Source organism: Janthinobacterium agaricidamnosum, assembly GCF_003667705.1.
Classification (GTDB): Bacteria; Pseudomonadota; Gammaproteobacteria; order Burkholderiales; family Burkholderiaceae_D; genus Janthinobacterium.
In genome coordinates this window covers 1,634,549-1,655,625 of record NZ_CP033019.1, presented here as the reverse complement: position 1 = coordinate 1,655,625, position 21,077 = coordinate 1,634,549, and the positions used below count along the sequence as shown (strand labels likewise).

The window sequence follows — 21,077 nt, the reverse complement described above, 5'->3', positions numbered from 1 at the left end:
TGAACGTTCGGGCAATCTCATCCCTTGCGGGAGGCGCCGCTGTTTGCTCTTTGTCAACCATGCGGCGGCTTAGTACGGCTACTGCTATTTAAAACACTTCATCCTTCAAGTGATACCAGCGGTACAGGAAACGCTGGCCCAGGCGGCGGAACGGGGCGAACGCTTGCGACTCGACCAGTTCCATCATGTTGGGATACGGCAATTTCGAATTGAAGATCGGCAAGCCCGTGTCGCTGGCCTTGCCCGCGATGCGTTCGGCCATGCGACGGCCCGCCTGGGCCGAGTACATGACGCCGTTGCCGCCGTAACCGAGTGAATAAAAAATCGATTGCTTGGGGTCCGGTTGCACGATGCGCGGCATCATGTCGTGGCTGACGTCGACCCAGCCCCACCATGAGTAATCGATGGGAATACCGGTCAGCGCGGGGAACTTGCGGTGCAGATCGTTGATCAAAAACTGTTTATATCTGTCGTCCGGCGCGTCGGCGCCCGTGATGGCGCTGCGGCTGCCGATCTGCACGCGGTTGTCCGGCATCAAGCGGTAGTAGTGGCGCAGGATGCGCGTATCCGTGATCACCTGGTGGGTACGGAAGTTGCACGCCTCGATTTCCGCCGGGGTCAACGGGCGCGTGACGATGGAATTCGACAGGATCGGCAGCAACCGGTTCTTCACTTGCGCATGCAGGTGGGGCGAGGTGTAGCCGCCCGTGGCCACGGCCACAGAGCGGGCCCGCACCACGCCGCCCGGCGTTTGCAGGTAATGCACGCCGTTGCGCGTTTCCCAGCCCATCACGGGGCTGGACGGATGCACCTTGGCGCCCAGCGCGCGCGCCTTGCGCAGGTAGCCGAAGGCCAGCTTGCCCGCGTGGATGCCGATGCCTTCCGGCTCGTGCAGCGCGCCGGCCGCTTCCTTGTCGTCGACGAATTCGCGCTTGACGGTGTCGGCATCGAGGATGCGCGCGTCATACTTGAAGATCTCGCGCATGACCTTGGCTTCTTTTTCCAGCGCGGGCATGGCTTTCGCCTTGTGGGCGATGTACAGGTGGCCGCCCGGCTGCGGGTCGCAATCGATGTCGGCCGTGATCTTCTTGAATGTCTGCATCGCGTCGCACACTTCCGTGTGCAATTTGAGGGCCGTGTCCATGCCGTAACGGGCGATCCACTGCGAGCGCTTCAGGCGGCCCGTCGTGCATTGCGCCTGGCCGCCGTTGCGCGTGCTGCAGCCCCAGCTGACCCGGTTCGCTTCCAGCACGGTAGCCTTGATGCCGTGTTCCTGGGCAAGGAAGATGGCGCAGGAGAGACCGGTAAAACCCGAGCCGATGATGGCCACGTCGACGTCGATGTCATGCGTGATGGGGCCGTCGTCGGCGGGCGGCTCGCCGGCCGTGCCGATCCAGTAGGTGGGCGCGTAGGCATTGCCGTGGCCGGGGCGCTGGGCCACCAGCGGATCGAAGGCGGGATCGTAGGGCGTGCGGGCGGCGGTGCTGCTGCCCAATACGTCAGATGGAGTGTCGACAGGTTTGTTCATGATCATTCCCGGTGAACGTACTGGCTTAAGCTTTGACGACGGGTGGGCGATCCTTGCGGAAGGCGTTCTTCACGGCGATCTTGCCGTCGCGGAAAGTGAAGATGTCGACCATGCGCGCCTCGATACGCGTGCCGTCCGCCTTGGTGCCGGCAAAGGTCGATTCCGTCACGCCGCGCTGGCCGCTGACGAAGTGCTCCGGGTTGAGCCAGGCGGCGTCGGGAAAGGTTTGCCAGGCCAGCTCGAAACCGGCGCGCACGGCGTCGCGGCCGACAAAACTCTTGCCCAGCAAGTCAGGGCCGGCCACGGCGTGAAATTCGCAGTCGTCGGCCATGGCGGCCATCAGGGCCTCGATATCGTGGCGGTTCCAGGCATCGCCGAAGGCTTGCAGGAAGTCGGTGGTGACGGCGTCGGTGTGCGGTACAGGGTGGTTCATGGTGGTCTCCGTAAATCGTTTTTGATACGCTACGTTCCGTTTTTTGTCTTTTATTGAATTTAAGCCTTAAGCATGGCCTTGTCAAATCAAATAATTCAATTACCGGGACGCTTTGTCTTCTTTATTGAAATTATGATGTTTTCGTGACAATCTGTGAGAATTTGGTCACAACGCTTTGTCGGATTACGCCGGGCTTTGCCCGGCTAATCCGACCTACGCCAGCACCACGCGTAAATTGCGTAGGTTGGGTAGGTTGGATTAGCCCAACGGGCGTAATCCAACAACCTCAACGCATCAAACGTAGTCTTTATATTTATCCAGATGACGAATTGGTTTACTCAGCGCATCGCGGCGGAACGGGTCGCCCAGCTCGCGCGTGCACATGATTTCGATGATGGTCGTCTTGCCTTCATTCATCTGCATGTCGATCGCCTTCTTCAGGGCCGGACCCACGTCTTCCAGCTTGTCGACCGTGATGCCTTCGGCGCCCATGGCCCGCGCGATCTCGGCGAAGCTCTGGTTATCGAGCTCGCCGGCAACGAAGCGGCGGTTGTAGAAATCGACCTGGTTCTTCTTTTCCGCGCCCCACTGGCGGTTGTGGAACACCACGGCCGTGACGGGAATGTTGTGGCGCACGCAGGTCATCGTTTCCATCAAACTCATGCCCCAGGCGCCGTCGCCCGCATACGACACGGCCGGACGGTGCGGCGCCGCCACTTTCGCGCCGATGATGGTCGGGAAGGCATAACCGCAGTTGCCAAAGCTCATCGCCGCAAAGAAGCTGCGCGGCTTTTCAAAGCGCAGATAGCTGTTGGCCACCGAGTTGATGTTGCCGATGTCGGTCGACACCATCACGTCTTCCGGCATGGCTTTTTCCAGCTCGCGCAAGACCTGGCGCGGGTGCAGGTAGTTGCCCGGCTCTTTCTTCTGCTCTTCGATCATGTCCAGGCTGTACGCATCTTTTTCATGGGTCCAGTTGCTCAATTCCTCTTCCCACGCCGCCTTTTCCGCTTGCACCGTGGCATAGCGCGCGTCGCGCGTGGCATCGCAGTCGAGCGTCTTGCCATCGAGGCGCGCCAGGATGGCTTTCGCGGCCGCCTTGGCGTCGCCGCAGATGCCCACCGAAATCTTCTTCACCAGGCCCAGCATCTTGTTGTCGGCGTCGATCTGGATGATCTTGGCGTTCTTCGGCCAGTAATCCATGCCGTGCTGCGGCAAGGTGCCGAACGGTCCCAGGCGCGAACCGAGGGCGACGACGACGTCGGCCTGGGCGATCAGTTTCATCGCCGCCTTGGAACCCTGGTAGCCGAGCGGACCGCACCACAGCGGGTGGCTGGCGGGAAACGAGTCGTTGTGCAGGTAGCTGTTCACCACGGGCGCGCCGAGGCGCTCGGCCAGGGCCTTGCATTCCTCGATCGCTTCACCCATGACGACGCCGCCGCCCGAGATGATCACGGGGAACTTGGCCTTGGCCAGCAGTTCTGCCGCATCGTTGAGGCTTTGCTCGCCGCCAGCGCCGCGGTCCAGGCGGTTCGGTTTCGGGATCTCGGCCTTGATTTCGCCATAAAAATAGTCGCGCGGGATGTTCAATTGCGTCGGCCCCATTTCCGACATGGCGCGGTCGAAGCAGCGGCCCGTGAATTCCGCCATGCGGGCCGGATTCGTGACGTGGCCTTGATATTTTGTAAATTCTTCGAACATCGGCAACTGGTTCGCTTCCTGGAAGCCGCCCAGGCCCATGCTCATCGTGCCCGTCTCCGGGGTAATGATCACGACGGGCGTGTGCGCCCAGTAGGCGGCGGCAATCGCCGTGACGCAATTGCTGATGCCGGGGCCGTTCTGGCCGATGACGACGCCATGGCGGCCCGACACGCGGGCATAGCCGTCAGCCATGTGGCCGGCGCCCTGCTCGTGCACGACGGGGATCAAACGGATGCCGGCGGGGGCGAAGATATCCATCGGGTCCATGAAGGCCGAGCCCATGATGCCGAACATGTCGGTCACGCCATTGGCGGCCAGGGTTTCCACGAACGCTTCGGAAGGCGTCATCTTTTGCGGGCCGGTGGGGGTGGCCGCTGCGGCGGCGGCTTTTTGCTCGGTCATGTCATTCATGGGTGTCTCCTGGTCTGTGGTAATGAACTGCAGCGTATTTATCAACTTATTTATCAAAAAACGGTATATTTTGTTCCGAAATTTGATATACAATTCAATTTAAGCGTTCAGCAATCAAAAGTCAAACAGAATTTCGAGGAAACGGTACAATTTGAGTTCGAAAATGAAATAAGCTGATGTAACACTCAGATACCCAACCGAGGCCACCATGGACATGATTTCATCCCCAAAACTTGAGCCGGAAAAACTGGAAGGCGACACGCCCACGATGCGTTTGTTTGCCTTGCTGGAAGTGATTGCCGAAAAAGACCAGTTGCTGTCGCTGCAAGCGCTGGTGGAAGAAACGGGGCTGCCGAAGCCCACCCTGCACCGCATGCTGCAACAGCTGGAAAGCGTGGGCGTGCTGCAGCGCGAAAGCGACGGCCGCCACTACAGCACGGGCGTGCGCCTGCGCCGCCTGGCGTCTAACCTCTTGATTAACAACACCTTCCATGGCGCCCGCCGCATGGTCTTGCGCCAGCTGGTCGAGGAAGTGGGCGAAAGCTGCAACCTGACGGCCTTCAGCGGCAGCGAAGTGGTGTACCTGGACCGCGTGGAAACGGCGGCGCCGCTGCGCTTCTACCTGCATCCGGGTTCGCGGGTGCCCGCGCACTGCTCGTCGAGCGGCAAGCTGTTCCTGGCGCAAATGACGCCTGTGCAACGGCGCCGCCTGCTGGGCCACATGGAATTGACGCGCTTTACGGACAAGACGGAAACGGACCCCGTCAAGCTCGAGCGCGAACTGGAACTGGTGCGCCGCAACGGCTATGCGCTGGACGACGAGGAATTCCTGCCCGGCCTGCTGTGCGTGGCCGTGCTGGTGCCGAACCCGAACGGCCGCTCGAACCTGGCCGTGGCGATCCAGGCGCCCATCATCCGTTTGACGCACGACAAGGCTTTACATTTCTTGCCAGCATTGCAACGCGCCGCGCAAGCCCTGGCCGCCATCGAATCGGAAACCATGCCGACGACGGGCGGGGACGACGACGCATTGCAGACAGGTAATTCATAACCGCTGCGGCACCCATGCTGCGGCTTGACCAGGAGAACAAGGTGCCAGATTCACGCCAACATCCCCCCGCCGCCGCAGCGCAATCCTTGCAGTCCGTGCGCAGCCTGTTCCATATCGACAGCGACCTGCTCGTGCCCGTCTTCACGGAACGCGACCCGCACGTGCCCGACATCGATCCCGCCTACCGCTTCAACAAGGATGTGACCCTGGCGATACTCGCCGGTTTCACGCATAACCGCCGCGTGATGGTGCAAGGCTTGCACGGCACGGGCAAATCCACGCATATCGAGCAGGTGGCGGCGCGCCTGAACTGGCCCTGCGTGCGGGTCAACCTCGACGGCCACATCAGCCGCCTGGACCTGGTCGGCAAGGACGCCATCGTGCTGCGCGAGCAGCAGCAGGTGACGCAATTCCAGGAAGGCATCGTGCCCTGGTCGCTGCAACGGCCCGTGGCCCTGATCTTCGACGAGTACGACGCGGGCCGCCCCGACGTGATGTTCGTCATCCAGCGCATCCTCGAGCGCGACGGCAAGTTTACTTTGCTCGACCAGAACCGGGTCATCACGCCGCACCCCCACTTCCGCCTGTTCGCCACGTCGAACACGGTGGGTCTGGGCAACCTGAACGGCATGTACCACGGCACGCAAGTGCTCAATCACGCGCAGATCGACCGCTGGAACATCGTTGCCACATTGAACTATTTGCCGCAGCACGAAGAAACGGAGATCGTGCTGGCGCGTGTCCCCGCCATGAATGACGAGGCGGGCCGCCAGCTGGCAAGCAGCATGGTGGCCGTGGCCAGCCTCACGCGCCACGGCTATGCGGCGGGCGACCTCGCGTGCCTGATGTCGCCGCGCACGGTAATCACCTGGGCGGAAAACTGCCAGATCTTCCGCGATCCGGCCCTGGCCTTCCGCCTGTCCTTCCTCAACAAATGCGACGAGGCCGAGCGGCCCATGGTGGCCGAGTATTACCAGCGCTGTTTCAACGAGGAATTGCTGGCGAGCCAGGCATGAGCACCGAAGCGACCGCGCCCGCCGCCTACACGCGCGAACAACAGGAAACGGACGAGTTGTGCGCGGGCGCGATCCGCGCACTGAGCGGCGTTGCCTCCGTCCGCTACCGGGGCCGGCGCCTGCACGACGGCCACCGTCCCCTGCCCATCCACGCGGCCCATCTGCAGCCCGATGCGGCGCTGCAGGATTTGCCCTCGCTGCGCGGCGCGGCCGACAGCGTGGCCCTGCGCCTGCTGCACACGGATGCGGCCCTGCACAAGTCGCTGTGCCCGCTTGACCCCGTGGCGCGGCTCGTCTTCGAGCTGCTGGAGCAACTGCGCGTGGAAACGCTGGCGCCAGATCAACATGCCGGCGTCATCGCCAACCTGCGCCACCGTTTTACGGTATGGTCGCACGCGTTCTACGATTCCGGCCTGGCCGAAGGCGCATCGGGCTTGCTCTTGTATACAGTGTTCCAAATGTGCTGGTCGCGCCTGACGGCCCGGCCCGTGCTGGAAAAGACGGAAGATTTCATCGAAGCGACGCGCTGGTCCGTTTCCTCGCAACTGAGCGGCGACCTGGCGGGCTTGCGCCGCCACCGCACCGACCAGGCCGCCTTTGCGCGCCACGCGCTGTCCATCGCCCACGCCGTCGATGCCATGCTGAAAGAGGCGCAAGCGGCGCGCGAGGGAGACCAGGACGACGGGGGCGACGCCAAGGCGCGGGCAGCGTTCAAGCTGCTGCTCGATTTCGACAGCGATAACGACAATGTGCCAGACGCCGCCCCGCTGGGCGAGAGCCGCGCCTTCAGCGATGGCGCTGGCGGCTACAAGGCGTACTCCACGGCCTACGACCGCGAAGACAAGGCGGGCGAGCTCGTGCGCCGCGCCCTGCTGCTCGAGTACCGCGAACGCATGGATGGTCGCATCGCCAGCCTGGGCATCAACACGGCGCGCCTGGCCCGGCGCTTCACGCAATTGCTGGCCGTGCCCCAGCGCGACGGCTGGTCGTTCGGCGAGGAAGAAGGTTATATCGATGGCCGGCGCCTGGCGCAGCTGATCAGCTCGCCCTCCGAGCGCAGGCTGTTTCGCAAGGAACAATTTCTGCCCCAGGCTGATTGCCTCGTCACCTTTCTCGTCGATTGCTCCGGTTCCATGAAGACGCATGCGGAATCCGTGGCCGTGCTGCTGGACATCTTGCTGCGCGCACTGGATCAGGCGGGCATCACGACGGAATTGCTGGGCTTTACGACGGGCGCGTGGAACGGGGGCCGCGTCAAGCGCGACTGGATGCGCGCCCGCTCGCCCGCCAACCCGGGCCGCTTGAACGAACTCGTGCACATGGTGTTCAAGGATGGCGAGACGAACTGGCGCCGCGCGCGGCCCGACATCGCGGCCCTGCTGAAGGCGGACCTGTACCGCGAAGGCGTCGATGGCGAAGCCGTGGACTGGGCCTGCAACCGCATGCTGGCACGCCCGGAGCGGCGGCGCATCCTGCTCGTCGTGTCAGATGGTTGCCCGATGGATACGGCCACGAATCTGGCCAACGACGAGTTTTATCTGGCGCAACATTTAAAGCAAGTGGTGGCGCGCCGCGAAGCGCAGGGCGCCGTGGAAATTTGCGGGCTGGGCCTGGGCCTGGACCTGGGCGCTTATTACAGCCGCAGCCTGGCCACCACCCTGCCCGCCTCGCTGAACAATGAACTGTTCAGCGAGATCGCCCAGCTGATCGCCGGGCGCGGCCGGCGCTGATCAGGTGCGGGGCTTGCGGCGGCGCGCCATCACGCCGGCCAGCGCCAGCCCCGTCAGCAGCATCACATAGGTTTCCGGCTCCGGCACGGCGCTCACGTATTCATACGTCACTGCCACGCGGCCGGAAGCGGACGTCTGGAACTGCGTCAGCAAATTGCCCGCGCCGCTGCCCGTCGAGGAGCCGACGGCGTTCAAGCCCAGGTAAATCAAACCGCCGCCCGCCGAGGAAAACAGGGCGAAGTCGCTGGCGCTGGCGCTCGTGTAGCCATTCGAGCCCGTGCTCGAGCGCAGGCCCGTGCTGGCGCCCGAGGTGCCGGCGAAATCGATGCTGCCATCAAAGGCGCTCAGGGCGAATGTCTGCGTGAACAGCGGATTGGCCACCAGCAAGGTGGAGTTGTCGGGACGGTACAAGGTCAGCAGCGAGGCCAGGCTCAGGGTCACGTTCGACGCGCTGGCGTCCAGGCTTTCCGTCCGGCCGCTGCCCTGCACGGCGCCTTCCAGATGGAATTTGATCGACGTCAGGGTGCCCAGGTTGCTGTCGAACTTGCCCAGGCCCAGGGTGTCTGACCAGTTGGTGGCGCCCAGGGCGCGGTCGGCGCTGAAGCTGATGGTCTGGGTGGCCGCCTGCGCGGAAGATGCGGCGCCAAGGCTTAGCACGGCGGCTGCGGCCAGTGCGATGAGAGATTTTTGCATCGATGACTCCTGTTCATTCAATGAGGAAGAGTGGATCACGCAGTGATTCACGCAGGAAGCGCGAGGGAAGTCCCTCGCGCCACAGCCCGGCCATTCAGCTAACCAGACAATTCATTGTAATAAATGAAAGAGTCACAATATACTCAGTTTGTTGCAATTTTAAAAATAACCATTAACATTTTGATTGCTCATGCAACTATCGCAAAAGCGGACGAACGCAGTGCGACACATTGGCGGGCGCCTCAATCGACGCAGTAACGCACGGCATGCGCCTCCATCGGCAGCGGAATTTCCCAGTTCCACAGCATCGCTTGCAGCTTCTTGTTGCTGAGCGATGTGTCGCGCTGGCCGTTGCGCCTGAGCAACTCCTTGCGCGGCTGTTCCAGGTACACGAGCTCCACCTGCGCATGGTATTTGTACAGCAGGTTGAGCGTCTTCTCGCGCATCAGCTTGGACAGATGCGTGGCATTCCACACGAACGGTTCGTGCTTGCGCAGCAGTTCGCGCGCCCGCTCTTCCGCATAGTCGCCCACCTGCCCCTCGTTCTTGCCGTGCTTCAAGCCCAAGGCCGTCCGCGCATCGTCAAACGACACGATGGGCAGGCGCGGATGGTGCTTGTCCACCCACGTGTTCTTGCCCGATGCGGGCAAGCCCGACATGACGATCACGTGCGAACCCGGCTCCTGGAACAGCGGATAATCGGGATGCGCCTCGGCGCCGCGAAAGTATTTGACGCGCGTGTGGTCGTCGACGAAGACCCTGCGCTGGCCATAGCAGCCCTCCTCGCGCGCCAGTTCGCGGAACAGCTCGATGGCGTCGAGGATGCGCTGCGGGTCGGGGCAGATGCGGCCGCGAATATCGGCCTCGGCCAGCATGGCCAGCAGGCGGATATCGACCTGCCACGACAGTTCGCGCACGGTAAATTCCGGCGTCACGCCGCGCCGCGATTGCTCCAGCGCAAAGAACGGCACTTGATGTACGTTAATCAAACGGCAGATTTCCTCGCGCACGGCAAACGGCACGTCATAGTCCCACAAGGCGATGCGCGCATCAAGGGCGCCCTTGCGCGAGTGACCGGGTTGGCCGATGGCGCCCGTCATCGGGTCGATCACCGTGGTGCTGCACTTGGCCACGTCGTGCAGCAAGGCGGCCAGGAACACGATTTCCTGTTCCGCCCGCGTGGCTTGCTGATATTCAGGCATGCCCAGCAGGGACTCCACCACCATCATCGTATGCGTCCACACGTCGCCTTCCGCGTGGTACACGGGGTTTTGCGGCGTCGTCTTCGCCAGTTCCAGCTGCGGGAAGGCAGCCAGGCAGGCGCTGAAGTCGGGCGACTGGCCCGCTGTGGGCACCAGTTGCTGCAGGGTTTTCCAGTTCATCATTGTGTACTCCTTGAGTAAGCTGCCAGCTCGTCGAGCGTGCTGCAGGTGTGTAAACCCAGGCTCTCCCACGTCACGAGCGGCTGCGGCGCGTACAGATCGACGCCGTCGGCCAGCAGATTCGGGATCAACGGTCGCGTGCTGTGGTGCGAGCCGCTGTCGAGGATGGTTTGCGTAAAGTCATGCCGCACCAGCTTGTAGCGGGCCAGCACTTGCTCGTCGTCTTCCACTTTCAGGTACAGGCCTTCCGCGTGGTCGGACTTGTCCGTCTGCTTCCAGCACAGGTCCAGCGGCAAGCGTTCGCGCGCCACCACGTTTTCAAAGGCGTCGCGCCACAACCGGGACTTGGCCAGCGAATGGCGCAGCAGCTGCCACAGCTGTTTCGGCGACGCGGGCATGGTGCCCGCATACAGCACGGGAACGGACAGCACGGGCGAGCCGGCCAGCATGGCGTGGCGGCGCGCCGTCGACAAAAACATCTGGCTGCGGCGGCAATACACGTCGAACTCGTTGAAATAATGAGGCAGGCGGTCGTAAAACACGGAATGCTTGCTGTAAGACCACTCGCCAAACAGCACATACTGGTCTTCCAGCAAGCCCAGCAAGGCGTGCTCGTGCGCATGGGCCCACGGTTTCAACAGGTTGAACTGGCGTTCACTGCCGCCGCCCGCCAGGTAGTGGCCGCGCGACTGCAGCAGCACCTCGCCCGCATCGCTGAACGACACGGCGGAGTTGGCGCCATCGATTTTTTCCTCGATGACGACGTACCTGCCGGCCAGCTTTTTCAATGGCATCTGGTCGGAACCGTCGTCGCCGTCCTGCAGGCGCGAGCCTTCCAGGTGCGGCGTGCGCGGGTATTTAAATAAGGGTAAAGATTGTAAAAACATAGCGTCCCACGCCGCGTTCACCGGGGCGTGTCCATACAGGGTCAGGGGTGCTGACGACGTGTTCGGGCGTGGACGATCAGGACGGTGGTCCTGTATACGTGCGCGGAGGGAGCAAAAACAGTGCCGCAGCAATCGGGGGCGTCAACGCGCCGAACGATGCTGCAGAGAGCATTTCGTCAGCGTTAGCAGGTGATGGCGAAGAAGCGAGGCACTTTTGGCTCCAATAAGGAAGAGGTTCGAGAAAGAACCGCGAATATAAAGGCTGTTTGATTATTTTGCAAGTGGCTCTTCCGTATCGTGCGCAACCTTGTACGCACCCCCGCTTTGCAGGCTGCGCAAAATTTGCTAAGCTGGCGGCACTTCCTGTCGCTGCTGCGTGGAAAACAAACATGGCCCTTGCAAAAGGGCCGTGCATTCGTTATTTCCGGAGCAGAATCGTGTTTCCCCTATCCAGATTACAAAAAGCCCTGCGCCGCCTGGGCATCGCCGTCGCCTATGCCGACGGTATTTATACGCTCAGCAATCCGCACGCCCAGGCGTCCGTGCTGCTGCCCCATAACTTTCCCCTCGAGGAAAAAGCCGTGCGACAGCTGATGGAATTTGCCGCCGTCGCCGTGCCCGGCCAGGATGGCCATGTGTGCAAGGCGTGCGCCACGCCCGACTTCCACCCTGGCAGCATCGCGCCCGTCGGCAGCATCGTCGCCACCAGCCCCGACATGGTGATCCCCGCCATCCCCGGCACGGACATCGCCTGCGGCATGCGCCTGATCACGACGGGCTTGACCCTGGCCCAGTTCGAAGCGCGCAAGCCGCAACTGCTCGCCAAGCTCAAACACGTGTTGCTGGAAGACGGCCGCAACGTGCCGCTGCGCTCGAAGGCGTTTGCCGCCCTGTTCGACGTGGGTCCGGCAGCGTTCATCGACAGCCTGCATGACGATGGCTTGTGGCCCCGCGTCGACAAGGAGCGTTTGCTGCGCGAGCTCGACGCTTGCATCGCCCTGCGCGAACTGGGCGGCGGCTTGCGCCATGCGCCCGCAGCGCTGGTCGGCACGCGCGAAGTGATACGCGATCCCAGCCTGGGCACGACAGGATCGGGCAACCATTTTGTGGAAATCCAGCTGGTCGATACGGTCATGGACCGCCACGCCGCGTACCGGCACGGGCTGGTACCGGGCGAAGTGGTCGTCATGATCCACAGCGGCAGCCGCGACGTGGGTTTTTTTGTCGGCAGCCGCTGGATGGATCGCGCCAGGGAGGCGTGGCCGAAAGGCGTGCGCCACCCGCAGTCGGGCCTGTACGGCTTGACGGGCGAACTGGCCGGCGAATACATGGACGCCATGGGCGTGGCCTCGCGCTATGCCTGGGTCAACCGCATGGTATTGGCCGAACTGGTGCGCGACAGCCTGTCGCAAGTGTTTGCGCAGGATCAATCGCGCCTGGTGGTCGACGTGCCGCACAACGTCATCCTGCGCGAGCATGGCATGAACATCCACCGCAAGGGCGCCACGCCGGCGCGCGAAGGCGACCTGGCGCTGATCCCCGGCTCCATGGGCGACTATTCCTACGTGGCAACGGGGATGGGCAACCCCGACTGGCTGTGGTCGTGCTCGCACGGCGCGGGACGCAGCATCCGCAGGCAAGCCATGCGCGCCATCCGGCCCACGGTGGGCGGCGACGAGATGATCTTCCAGTGCGTGACGCTGCGCGAGGAACGCCGCGTCGAGGAAGCGCCGATGGCGTATAAAAAGATCGGTCCCGTCATCGCCGCGCAGGAGGAAGCGGGCTTGCTGCAATCGGTGGCGCACTTGAAACCTTTATTGACGTTCAAGGCCTAGCGCAGCAATTGCGGCACGGCCGCCGCCATCAGCGACAGGCCGATGGCGGTCAGCACGGCAAACGCGATGCGGCGCATGCCGCGCTGGGCGATCGGCGGCGGGTAGCGCTTGCCGGCCATCGTGGCCAGCACGCCGACGGGCAAGGCCAGCGCGCACAGCAGCAAGACTTTCCCATCGAGCTGGCCCTGGCTGCCCGCCATCAGCGAGCGTCCGCCCGCACTGATGGCAAACAAAAAGATCAGGCTGTAGCGGATGGTGGTCAAACTCATTTCCTGGCGGTAAAACTGGTACACGAGCGGCGGGCCGGCCAGCGAAAACAGGCCCGAGAACAGGCCGCCGCACACGCCGCTGATGAAAAAGCTGCGTTTATCCGCCGCGCCCGGTCCCGGCGGGGCCTGCAGCAGGATGCTGACGCCGCCATATACGATGGCCGCGCCCAGCAACAGTTTCAGCACGGGCGCATACGCCTGGTCCAGATATCCCAACAGCAAGACGCCGGCCGCCATGGCCGGCAGCAAGCCGATGCTGGCGGCGCGGATGGCGCGCCAGTCCAGGTGGTGCAAGGCGCCCGGCAAGGCCACGAGGCAATTGGCCAGCGACAACAAACTGACGAGGGCCGCCAGTGCGGGCACGGGCGCCAGGCCGAGGCCGCTGGCCACGCCCATGACGATCATGCCCAGGCCAAAGCCCGTGACGGTCTGGAAATACGTGCCCGCCGCCACCACGCCCAGCAGCGCCAGCACGGGCAAGCTGAACAACTCAGCGCCCACCCTGGGCCTGCACGGCCGTCACCGCAATCACGTTGTAGACATCGTCGGCGCTGCAGCCGCGTGACAAATCGTTGGCCGGCTTGTTCAAGCCTTGCAGCAAGGGGCCGATGGCGACGGCGCCGCCCATGCGTTCGGCCAGCTTGTAGCCGATATTGCCCGCATCGAGGTTCGGGAACACCAGCACGTTGGCGCGGCCGTTGACGACGGAGTCCTTGACTTTTCTCTGGGAAATCTCGGCCACGATGGCCGCGTCGAGCTGCACGTCGCCATCGATGGCCAGCAGCGGACGCTGGGCCTTGACGCGGTCCGTGGCCGCATGCACCTTGTCGACGGCCGCATGGTGGGCGCTGCCGCTGGTGGAAAACGACAGCATGGCGACCCGCGGTTCTTCCATCAGCAAGGCTTGCGCGCTGTCGGCGGCGGCCATGGCGATGTCGGCCAATTCCTCGGCTTTCGGATCGACGACGAGGGCGCAGTCGGAAAAGATGAATCCGCCCTTCAGGCTGTGGAACGGTTCGCACAACATCATCAGGAAAAAGCTCGACACGAGCTTGAAGGCGGGATCGACGCCGATGATCTGGATGGCGCTGCGCACCACGTCGGCCGTCGTGTGCACGGCCCCCGCCACGCAGCCGTCGGCGTCGCCCAGGCGCACCATCAGGTTGGCGTAGCACAGCGGGTCTTGCACGGCGATGCGCGCCTGCTCCACCGTCATGCCCTTGGCCTGGCGCAGCACGAACAATTGCTGGGCATAGTGTTCCGACTCGTCGGACGTGGCCGGGTCGACCAGGCGCACGCTATCGAGGTCAAGCCCGTGCTCGTGCGCCAGGGCGAGGATGGCGGCCGGCTGGCCGACGAGGGTAATGTGCGCCAGCCCTTCGGCGGCAGCCCGCGCGGCCGCCTGCAGCACGCGCGCATCGCCGCCCTCGCACAACACGATGTTTTTCGGCACGGCGCGGGCTTGCTCGATGATGCGGTGCAGGGCTTTCATGGCGACTCCAATTCGGTAAAAAAAGTGCCGGAACCATGGAAGCATAAAGATGGTTCCGGCACATAAAACCCGGCAAGCCGGGGTCATACAAGGATCGGTCGGGGTGGCGTCGGATGACGCCGGGCCTGGCTACTGCCCGGGTGGTGTCGGATTACGCCGGGCTTTGCCCGGCTAATCCGACCTACACAGTCGCGTAGGTTGGGCAGGTTGGGTAGGTTGGATTAGCCCAACGGGCGTAATCCAACAACCTCAGCGCATCAAACGTAGTCTTTATACTTATCCAGATGACGAATTGGTTTACTCAGCGCATCGCGGCGGAACGGATCGCCCAGTTCGCGCGTGCACATGATTTCGATGATGGTTGTCTTGCCTTCATTCATCTGCATGTCGATCGCCTTCTTCAGCGCCGGGCCCACGTCTTCCAGCTTGTCGACCGTGATGCCTTCGGCGCCCATGGCCCGCGCAATTTCCGCGAAACTCTGGTTGTCGAGCTCGCCGGCAACGAAGCGGCGGTTGTAGAAATCGACCTGGTTCTTCTTTTCCGCGCCCCACTGGCGGTTGTGGAACACCACGGCCGTGACGGGAATGTTGTGGCGCACGCAGGTCATCGTTTCCATCAAACTCATGCCCCAGGCGCCGTCGCCCGCATACGACACGGCCGGACGGTGCGGCGCCGCCACTTTCGCGCCGATGATGGTCGGGAAGGCATAACCGCAGTTGCCAAAGCTCATCGCCGCAAAGAAGCTGCGCGGCTTTTCAAAGCGCAGATAGCTGTTGGCCACCGAGTTGATGTTGCCGATGTCGGTCGACACCATCACGTCTTCCGGCATGGCTTTTTCCAGCTCGCGCAAGACCTGGCGCGGGTGCAGGTAGTTGCCCGGCTCTTTCTTCTGCTCTTCGATCATGTCCAGGCTGTACGCATCTTTTTCATGGGTCCAGTTCGTCAATTCCTCTTCCCACGCCGCCTTCTCCGCTTGCACGGTGACATAGCGCGCGTCGCGCGTGGCGTCGCAGTCGAGGCTCTTGCCATCGAGGCGGGACAGGATGGCTTTGGCGGCCGCCTTGGCATCGCCGCAGATGCCGACCGAAATCTTTTTGACCAGGCCCAGCATCTTGTTGTCCGCATCGATCTGGATGATCTTCGCGTTCTTCGGCCAGTAATCCATGCCGTGCTGCGGCAAGGTGCCGAACGGTCCCAGGCGCGAACCCAAAGCGACGACGACGTCGGCCTTGGCGATCAGTTTCATCGCCGCCTTGGAACCCTGGTAGCCCAGCGGGCCGCACCACAGCGGGTGGCTGGCGGGGAAGGAATCGTTATGCAGATAGCTGTTCACGACGGGGGCGCCGAGGCGCTCGGCCAGGGCCTTGCACTCTTCGATCGCTTCGCCCATGACCACGCCGCCGCCCGAGATAATCACGGGGAACTTGGCCTTGGCCAAGAGCTCGGCCGCATCGTTGAGGCTTTGCTCGCCGCCGGCGCCGCGGTCCAGGCGGTTCGGTTTCGGGATCTCGGCCTTGATTTCGCCATAAAAATAGTCGCGCGGGATGTTCAGTTGCGTCGGCCCCATTTCCGACATGGCGCGGTCAAAGCAGCGGCCCGTGAATTCCGCCATGCGGGCGGGATTGGTCACATGACCCTGATATTTCGTAAATTCCTCGAACATCGGCAACTGGTTCGCTTCCTGGAAGCCGCCCAGGCCCATGCTCATCGTGCCCGTCTCGGGGGTAATGATCACGACGGGCGTATGCGCCCAGTAGGCGGCGGCAATGGCCGTGACGCAATTGCTGATGCCGGGGCCGTTCTGGCCGATGACGACGCCATGGCGGCCCGAGACGCGGGCATAGCCGTCAGCCATGTGGCCGGCGCCCTGCTCGTGCACGACGGGGATCAGGCGGATGCCGGCGGGGGCAAAAATGTCCATCGGGTCCATGAAGGCCGAGCCCATGATGCCGAACATGTCGGTCACGCCATTGGCGGCCAGGGTTTCCACGAACGCTTCGGAAGGCGTCATCTTTTGCGGGCCCACAGGTATCGCGGCTGCGGCGGCTTTTTGGTCGGACAAATCGGTCATGGCTCAGTCTCCTTACGGTTTTATAAAAAATCGGTATATTTTGTTCCGATATTTGAAATACGTGTTCAATTTAACGGTTGCGAAATGCGCTGTCAATGAAAATTCATGAAAAATCGGACTGTTTCATTCCTGAATCCGGAATCCGTGACTTAGGCCCATTCCTGAAACAACAATGGCGGCTTATCCGCAACAGACAAGCCGCCATCGCTACCTGCGCCGCCGCGTTTAGAACTTCAGGCGCATGCCGGCCGTGAAGGCGCTCGAGTTATGCCCAGGCAAGGGCACGCTGCCGCCGCTGGAGGCGTCGCCAACGAAGTTGGTGCCAGCGCCATCGTTGCTGATGCGCCCGTACGAGGTGTACAGGTTCGTGCGCTTGGACAAGGCATACGTGTAGCCGATGGCCAGCTGGCGCCCGCCGCGGCGCGCATTCGTGCGGTCATCCTTGCGGATGTACGAGGCCATCACGCTGCCCGCCGCGCCCACGGGAGCCGACGCGCCCAGCATGTAGTTGCGGAAATCCGTGCCCGCATCGTCCTTGTCCGTTTCATAGGCGGCGTGCAGCTTGGCGGGGCCGAAGTCGTAAGTGCCGCCCAGCAAGGTCACTTTCGCCGTGTTCAGCGGCGTGTCCTTGCGGTTGTCGTGCGCCAGGGTCAGCACGAGCGGGCCGTTGGCGTAGTCGATGGAAAAGTCGATGGTGCGGCCCAGCGTATTGCTGTCCGGCTTCTCTCCCAGACCGTACATGATCGATGCCGACAGGCCCTTGACCTTGGGCGTCTCATACATGATGGAATTTTTCGTGCGCAGGCTGGCCACGCTCATCAGGTTGATCGAGGCGCCCGTCAGGCCCGTCTCGAAGGGGTCGATATTGTCCAGCGCCGTGAACAGCGGGTTGTGCTGCAAGCCCAGGTTCACGGCGCCGAAGCCGCCGGACAGGCCCACGTAGGCCTTGCGCCCGAACAAGGCGCCCTGGCGGTTGGCGCCCGTGTCCACGTCGAGGCCATTTTCCAGCAGGAAATTGGCTTTCAAGTTGTTGCCCAGGTCTTCCGTGCCCTTGAAGCCGATGCGGCTGCCCGACTGCACGCCGGTGGCCAGCTTGGTGACGGAACCGTCCGCGCCGCCGTGCTCGGACGTGAAGCCCGCGTCGAGCAAGCCGTACACGGTGACGGACGATTGGGCGCTGGCGTTGCCGGCGAAGAAGGAGGCCAGGATGGCTGCCGCTACGAGTGTGTGTTTCATGTCATCTCCAGGTATTGTGGTTTTTATGGGTGCTTCAAACAGAATCAACAACGGTGCTGCAAACTGCGGTAAATGCGGCAACTCAGGCGATCAGCCCGGCCATCGGCGACGAGGGCGAAGCGCTCATGGCGCCCGCTCTCCGGGGCATGCGTCCGGCCAGATAGGCCTCGCGTCCGCCCTGCACTGCCAGTTTCATGGCGCGCGCCATGCGGATCGGCTCGCGCGCCGCCGCGATGGCAGTATTCATCAAGATGCCGTCGCAACCGAGTTCCATGGCGATGGCCGCGTCCGACGCCGTACCCACGCCCGCGTCCACCAGCACGGGCACCTTGGCTTGCTCGATGATCAGGGACAGATTCCATGGATTGAGAATGCCCATGCCCGAGCCGATCAATGACGCCAGCGGCATGACGGCGATGCAGCCGAGGTCTTCCAGCATGCGCGCCTGGATGGGGTCGTCGCTGCAATACACCATCACCTGGAAGCCGTCGCGCACCAGCTGCTCCGCCGCCTTTAACGTTTCCGGCATGTTCGGGAACAGGGTCTTTTCATCGCCCAGCACTTCCAGCTTGCACAACTGGTGGCCGCCCAGCAGCTCGCGCGCCAGTTGCAGAGTGTAGACGGCATCGCGTGCGTTGTAGCAGCCGCCCGTGTTGGGCAGGATCGTGTATTTCGACGGCGGGATGAAGTCGAGCAGGTTCGGCTCGCCCTTTTCCTGGCCGATATTCACCCTGCGGATGGTCACGGTGACGATCTCGGCGCCGCTTTCCTCGATGGCGAGGCGCGTCTCCTCGAAATCCTTGTATTTACCGGTGCCCACCAGCAGGCGCGACTGGTAGGTGGTGCCGGCCAGGGTCAGGCCACTGGCGGGCGGGCGGGGGTGGCGTCGTCTCTCATCGTGATCTCCTAAGTTAAAGCTGGGGTCAGACCCGGCGGGTCTGACCCCGGAACTCCTCTGCCGCAGACTGCGGTGCCAAGCGTTGCCCGCAAAACGCAAAATCGACTTCCGGCCGCCGTCCCGACACGAGGTCGGCGATCGCCCTGCCCGCGCCGCAGCCCATGGTCCAGCCCAGGGTGCCGTGGCCCGTGTTGAGGAACAGCTGGCGGTAGCGCGTGGCGCCGATGTAGGGGACGTTCGACGGTGTCAGGGGGCGCAGGCCGGCCCAGTAGACGGGATCGCCGTAATCGCAGGCATCGGGGAACAGCGCCTGCACGCGGCGCGTGATGGCGGCGCAGCGCACGGGGTTGAGTTCGCGCGTGTAGCCGTTCAGCTCGCACGTGCCCGCCACGCGCAGGCGCTCGCCCAGGCGCGAAAACACGAGTTTGTGGCCGTCGTCCGTCAGCGATACGCTGGGTGCGGCGGCGGAATCAAGAATCGGATACGTGGCCGAGTAGCCCTTGCCCGGATACAACATCAGCCGGATGCCCAGCGGCTGCAGCAGCGGTGCGGAAAAGCTGCCCATGGCCACCACCACGGCGTCCGCGTATTCCAGCCGGTGGCGCCCCTGCGCATCGATGCATTCCACGCCCGTGATGCGTGCGCCATTCGCACCATCTTCCAGCAGCCGCGTCACCGTCGTGCAGTACTGGAAATCCACGCCGGCCGCCGCCGCGCGGGCGGCCAGCGCCGTGGTAAACAGATGCACGTCGCCCGACTCGTCGCTGGCCGTGAAGTCGCCTCCCACGATACGGCTGCGCGCGTGGCGCAAGGCCGGCTCCAATCGAATCACTTCATCGGCGCTGACGGTATTGCGCGGACAGCCCAGTTCGCGCAGGAGCGCGGCGCCCGCTTGCGATTTATCAAACTCCTGCTCGTCCGTATAGAAATGCAAAATGCCCCGTTCCAGGTGATCATAGGTAATCCCCGTCTCGCGACGCAAGGCTTGCAGGCTCTGGCGGCTGTACTCGGCCAGGGCGACGATCTGGCGCATGTTGCGCGCCACCCTGGACGGCAGGCATTCGCGCAGGTAGTGCAAGGCCCACTGCCATTGCAGCGGGTCCAGGCGGGGACGGAACAGCAGCGGCGCGTCGTCCTTGCCCAGCCAGCTAACGACCTTGCGCAGGGTGGCGGGATTGGCCCACGGTTCCGCGTGCGAGACGGAAATCTGCCCGCCGTTGCCGAAACTGGTTTCCTGCGCGGCGCCCGCCTGGCGCTCGAGCACGCGCACGTCATGGCCCGCCTGGCGCAAATACCAGGCCGATGCCGTGCCGACCACGCCGGCGCCGAGAACGAGGACTTTCATGGCGGGCCCGATGCGCTTAACGCGTCAGCAGGACGGCGATGGCGACGAAGGCGGCGATCCACACGGTCTCCATCACCAGCATGATCACGGGACGCCAACCCAGCGAGGCCAGCGACTGGAACGAAGTTTTCACGCCCAGAGCGGCAATCGCAATGACGAGGCAGGCGCGCGAGGCATTGTTGATCCAGCCATTCACTTCCTGCGGAATCAGGCCCAGGCTGTTCGTGATGACGAGCCAGACAAAGCCGATCAGGAAGAACGGCACCAGCGGCGGCGCATCGACTTCGCTCTTGCCGTCCTTGCGCTTGAACATGATCGACAGGCCCAGCACGACGGGCACGAGGCAGGCGACGCGCGTCAGTTTCACGAAGGTGGCGACGTCGCCCGTATGGTTGCTGACCAGGTAGCCGGCACCCACCACTTGCGCCACGTCATGGATGGTGCCGCCGATGAACACGCCCGCTTCCGTCGGGTCAAAGCCCAGCAGCTTGACCAGCAGCGGATACACGATCATGGCCAGCGTCGACAGCGACGTCACGCCCACCACCGTCAGCAGGGTGAACTTTTCGTTTTCCTTGGTTTGCGGCAGCACGGCCGAGATGGCCAGCGCGGCCGACGCGCCGCAGATGGCGACGGAGCCGCCCGACAAAATACCTTCCGTGATCGGACGTTTCAGCCATTTGGCCAGCAGGTAGCCGAAGCCCAGGGTGGCGATCAGGCCGCCGACGACGATCAATAACGGCGTCACGCCCACGGAAGCAATCTGGTTGAAGGTGATGCGCGCGCCCAGCAGGGCCACGCCCGTGCGCAGCAGCACCTTGCTGCAAAACTCGATGCCGGGCTTGCAGGTGGGATCGGACGCGAGGAAGTGGAAGGCCAGGCCGAAGAACAGCGCGTACAGCAGCTGGGGCCCGCCGTAATTGCTGGAAATAAAGGTCGCCGACAGGGCGATCACCAGCGCGATGGCCACGCCGGGCCAGCTGCGCAGCACGGCGCGGGGACGCCAGATGGCGATGGCGGAAGACAAATAGGGGATGTTCTTGTCGACAACGCGCGTTATCGCTGAGGAGTTAGTTTTCATGCTGGTCCGCTCATAAT

General features: G+C 63.3%; 17 protein-coding genes. 4 read left to right on the top strand and 13 right to left on the bottom strand.

Going from position 1 to position 21,077, the window contains the following annotated elements; genetic code table 11:
- Nucleotides 1-88: 88 nt before the first annotated feature.
- The 3 genes from D9M09_RS07615 to xsc (D9M09_RS07605) all read right to left on the bottom strand — a co-directional run bounded on the left by D9M09_RS07615 (nucleotide 89) and on the right by xsc (D9M09_RS07605) (nucleotide 4,064).
- A complete protein-coding gene (locus D9M09_RS07615) occupies nucleotides 89-1,528 on the bottom strand; it encodes an NAD(P)/FAD-dependent oxidoreductase (protein WP_121671001.1) in 1,440 nt (479 codons plus the stop codon).
- Between the two features lie 25 nt (nucleotides 1,529-1,553).
- A complete protein-coding gene (locus tag D9M09_RS07610) occupies nucleotides 1,554-1,961 on the bottom strand; it encodes a nuclear transport factor 2 family protein (protein ID WP_070219222.1) in 408 nt (135 codons plus the stop codon).
- 294 nt (nucleotides 1,962-2,255) lie between these two features.
- Nucleotides 2,256-4,064: a sulfoacetaldehyde acetyltransferase gene (gene xsc, locus D9M09_RS07605; RefSeq protein WP_121671000.1), complete on the bottom strand. Its 1,809-nt coding sequence runs from the start codon at nucleotides 4,062-4,064 to the stop codon at nucleotides 2,256-2,258.
- Between the two features lie 223 nt (nucleotides 4,065-4,287).
- Between xsc (D9M09_RS07605) and D9M09_RS07600 the strand changes: the two genes are divergently transcribed.
- From D9M09_RS07600 to D9M09_RS07590, 3 genes are read left to right on the top strand one after another with little or no spacing between them, the layout of a single operon-like run.
- Nucleotides 4,288-5,124 (top strand): IclR family transcriptional regulator, encoded by an 837-nt coding sequence (locus tag D9M09_RS07600; protein WP_373632440.1) that lies wholly within the window; start codon nucleotides 4,288-4,290, stop codon nucleotides 5,122-5,124.
- A 41-nt stretch (nucleotides 5,125-5,165) separates the two neighbouring features.
- On the top strand, nucleotides 5,166-6,140 hold the full coding sequence (locus D9M09_RS07595; RefSeq protein WP_240453581.1) for an AAA family ATPase: 975 nt from the start codon (nucleotides 5,166-5,168) through the stop codon (nucleotides 6,138-6,140).
- Entirely contained in the window at nucleotides 6,137-7,870 is a 1,734-nt protein-coding gene (locus D9M09_RS07590; RefSeq protein ID WP_121668962.1) for a cobaltochelatase CobT-related protein, read from the top strand. Before D9M09_RS07595 ends, D9M09_RS07590 begins: the two co-directional genes overlap by 4 nt.
- Here the strand turns inward: D9M09_RS07590 and D9M09_RS07585 are convergent, their stop codons facing one another.
- The 3 genes from D9M09_RS07585 to D9M09_RS07575 form a co-directional block, all read right to left on the bottom strand.
- Entirely contained in the window at nucleotides 7,871-8,563 is a 693-nt protein-coding gene (locus D9M09_RS07585; protein ID WP_121668961.1) for a choice-of-anchor E domain-containing protein, read from the bottom strand.
- A gap of 242 nt (nucleotides 8,564-8,805) precedes the next feature.
- A complete protein-coding gene (locus D9M09_RS07580; RefSeq protein ID WP_430886689.1) occupies nucleotides 8,806-9,948 on the bottom strand; it encodes an AAA family ATPase in 1,143 nt (380 codons plus the stop codon).
- On the bottom strand, nucleotides 9,945-10,832 hold the full coding sequence (locus D9M09_RS07575) for an RNA ligase family protein (protein WP_121668960.1): 888 nt from the start codon (nucleotides 10,830-10,832) through the stop codon (nucleotides 9,945-9,947). Before D9M09_RS07575 ends, D9M09_RS07580 begins: the two co-directional genes overlap by 4 nt.
- A 437-nt stretch (nucleotides 10,833-11,269) precedes the next feature.
- Between D9M09_RS07575 and D9M09_RS07570 the strand changes: the two genes are divergently transcribed.
- Nucleotides 11,270-12,667, top strand: coding sequence for an RtcB family protein (locus D9M09_RS07570; protein WP_240453580.1), 1,398 nt, complete (start codon nucleotides 11,270-11,272; stop codon nucleotides 12,665-12,667).
- On the opposite strand, the gene D9M09_RS07565 is transcribed toward D9M09_RS07570, so the two are convergent.
- The 7 genes from D9M09_RS07565 to D9M09_RS07535 form a co-directional block, all read right to left on the bottom strand.
- On the bottom strand, nucleotides 12,664-13,425 hold the full coding sequence (locus tag D9M09_RS07565) for a sulfite exporter TauE/SafE family protein (RefSeq protein ID WP_240453579.1): 762 nt from the start codon (nucleotides 13,423-13,425) through the stop codon (nucleotides 12,664-12,666). The two genes, D9M09_RS07570 and D9M09_RS07565, sit on opposite strands and share 4 nt — an antisense overlap.
- Before the next feature lies 1 nt (nucleotide 13,426).
- Complete coding sequence (gene pta, locus D9M09_RS07560; protein WP_121668957.1) at nucleotides 13,427-14,428, bottom strand: phosphate acetyltransferase; 1,002 nt, start codon at nucleotides 14,426-14,428, stop codon at nucleotides 13,427-13,429.
- A gap of 257 nt (nucleotides 14,429-14,685) precedes the next feature.
- The gene (gene xsc, locus D9M09_RS07555) at nucleotides 14,686-16,500 is read right to left on the bottom strand and encodes a sulfoacetaldehyde acetyltransferase (RefSeq protein ID WP_121668956.1); all 1,815 of its coding nucleotides are present in this window, start codon (nucleotides 16,498-16,500) and stop codon (nucleotides 14,686-14,688) included.
- 225 nt (nucleotides 16,501-16,725) lie between these two features.
- Nucleotides 16,726-17,736: a porin gene (locus tag D9M09_RS07550; protein WP_070225018.1), complete on the bottom strand. Its 1,011-nt coding sequence runs from the start codon at nucleotides 17,734-17,736 to the stop codon at nucleotides 16,726-16,728.
- Nucleotides 17,737-17,818: 82 nt separating this feature from the next.
- Complete coding sequence (locus D9M09_RS07545) at nucleotides 17,819-18,595, bottom strand: thiazole synthase (protein WP_162995817.1); 777 nt, start codon at nucleotides 18,593-18,595, stop codon at nucleotides 17,819-17,821.
- A 64-nt stretch (nucleotides 18,596-18,659) separates the two neighbouring features.
- Nucleotides 18,660-19,979, bottom strand: a complete 1,320-nt coding sequence (locus D9M09_RS07540) for a D-amino acid dehydrogenase (RefSeq protein ID WP_070291276.1) — start codon at nucleotides 19,977-19,979, stop codon at nucleotides 18,660-18,662.
- A 16-nt stretch (nucleotides 19,980-19,995) separates the two neighbouring features.
- Nucleotides 19,996-21,060, bottom strand: coding sequence for a YeiH family protein (locus D9M09_RS07535; RefSeq protein WP_083287284.1), 1,065 nt, complete (start codon nucleotides 21,058-21,060; stop codon nucleotides 19,996-19,998).
- Between the last annotated feature and the right edge of the window lie 17 nt (nucleotides 21,061-21,077).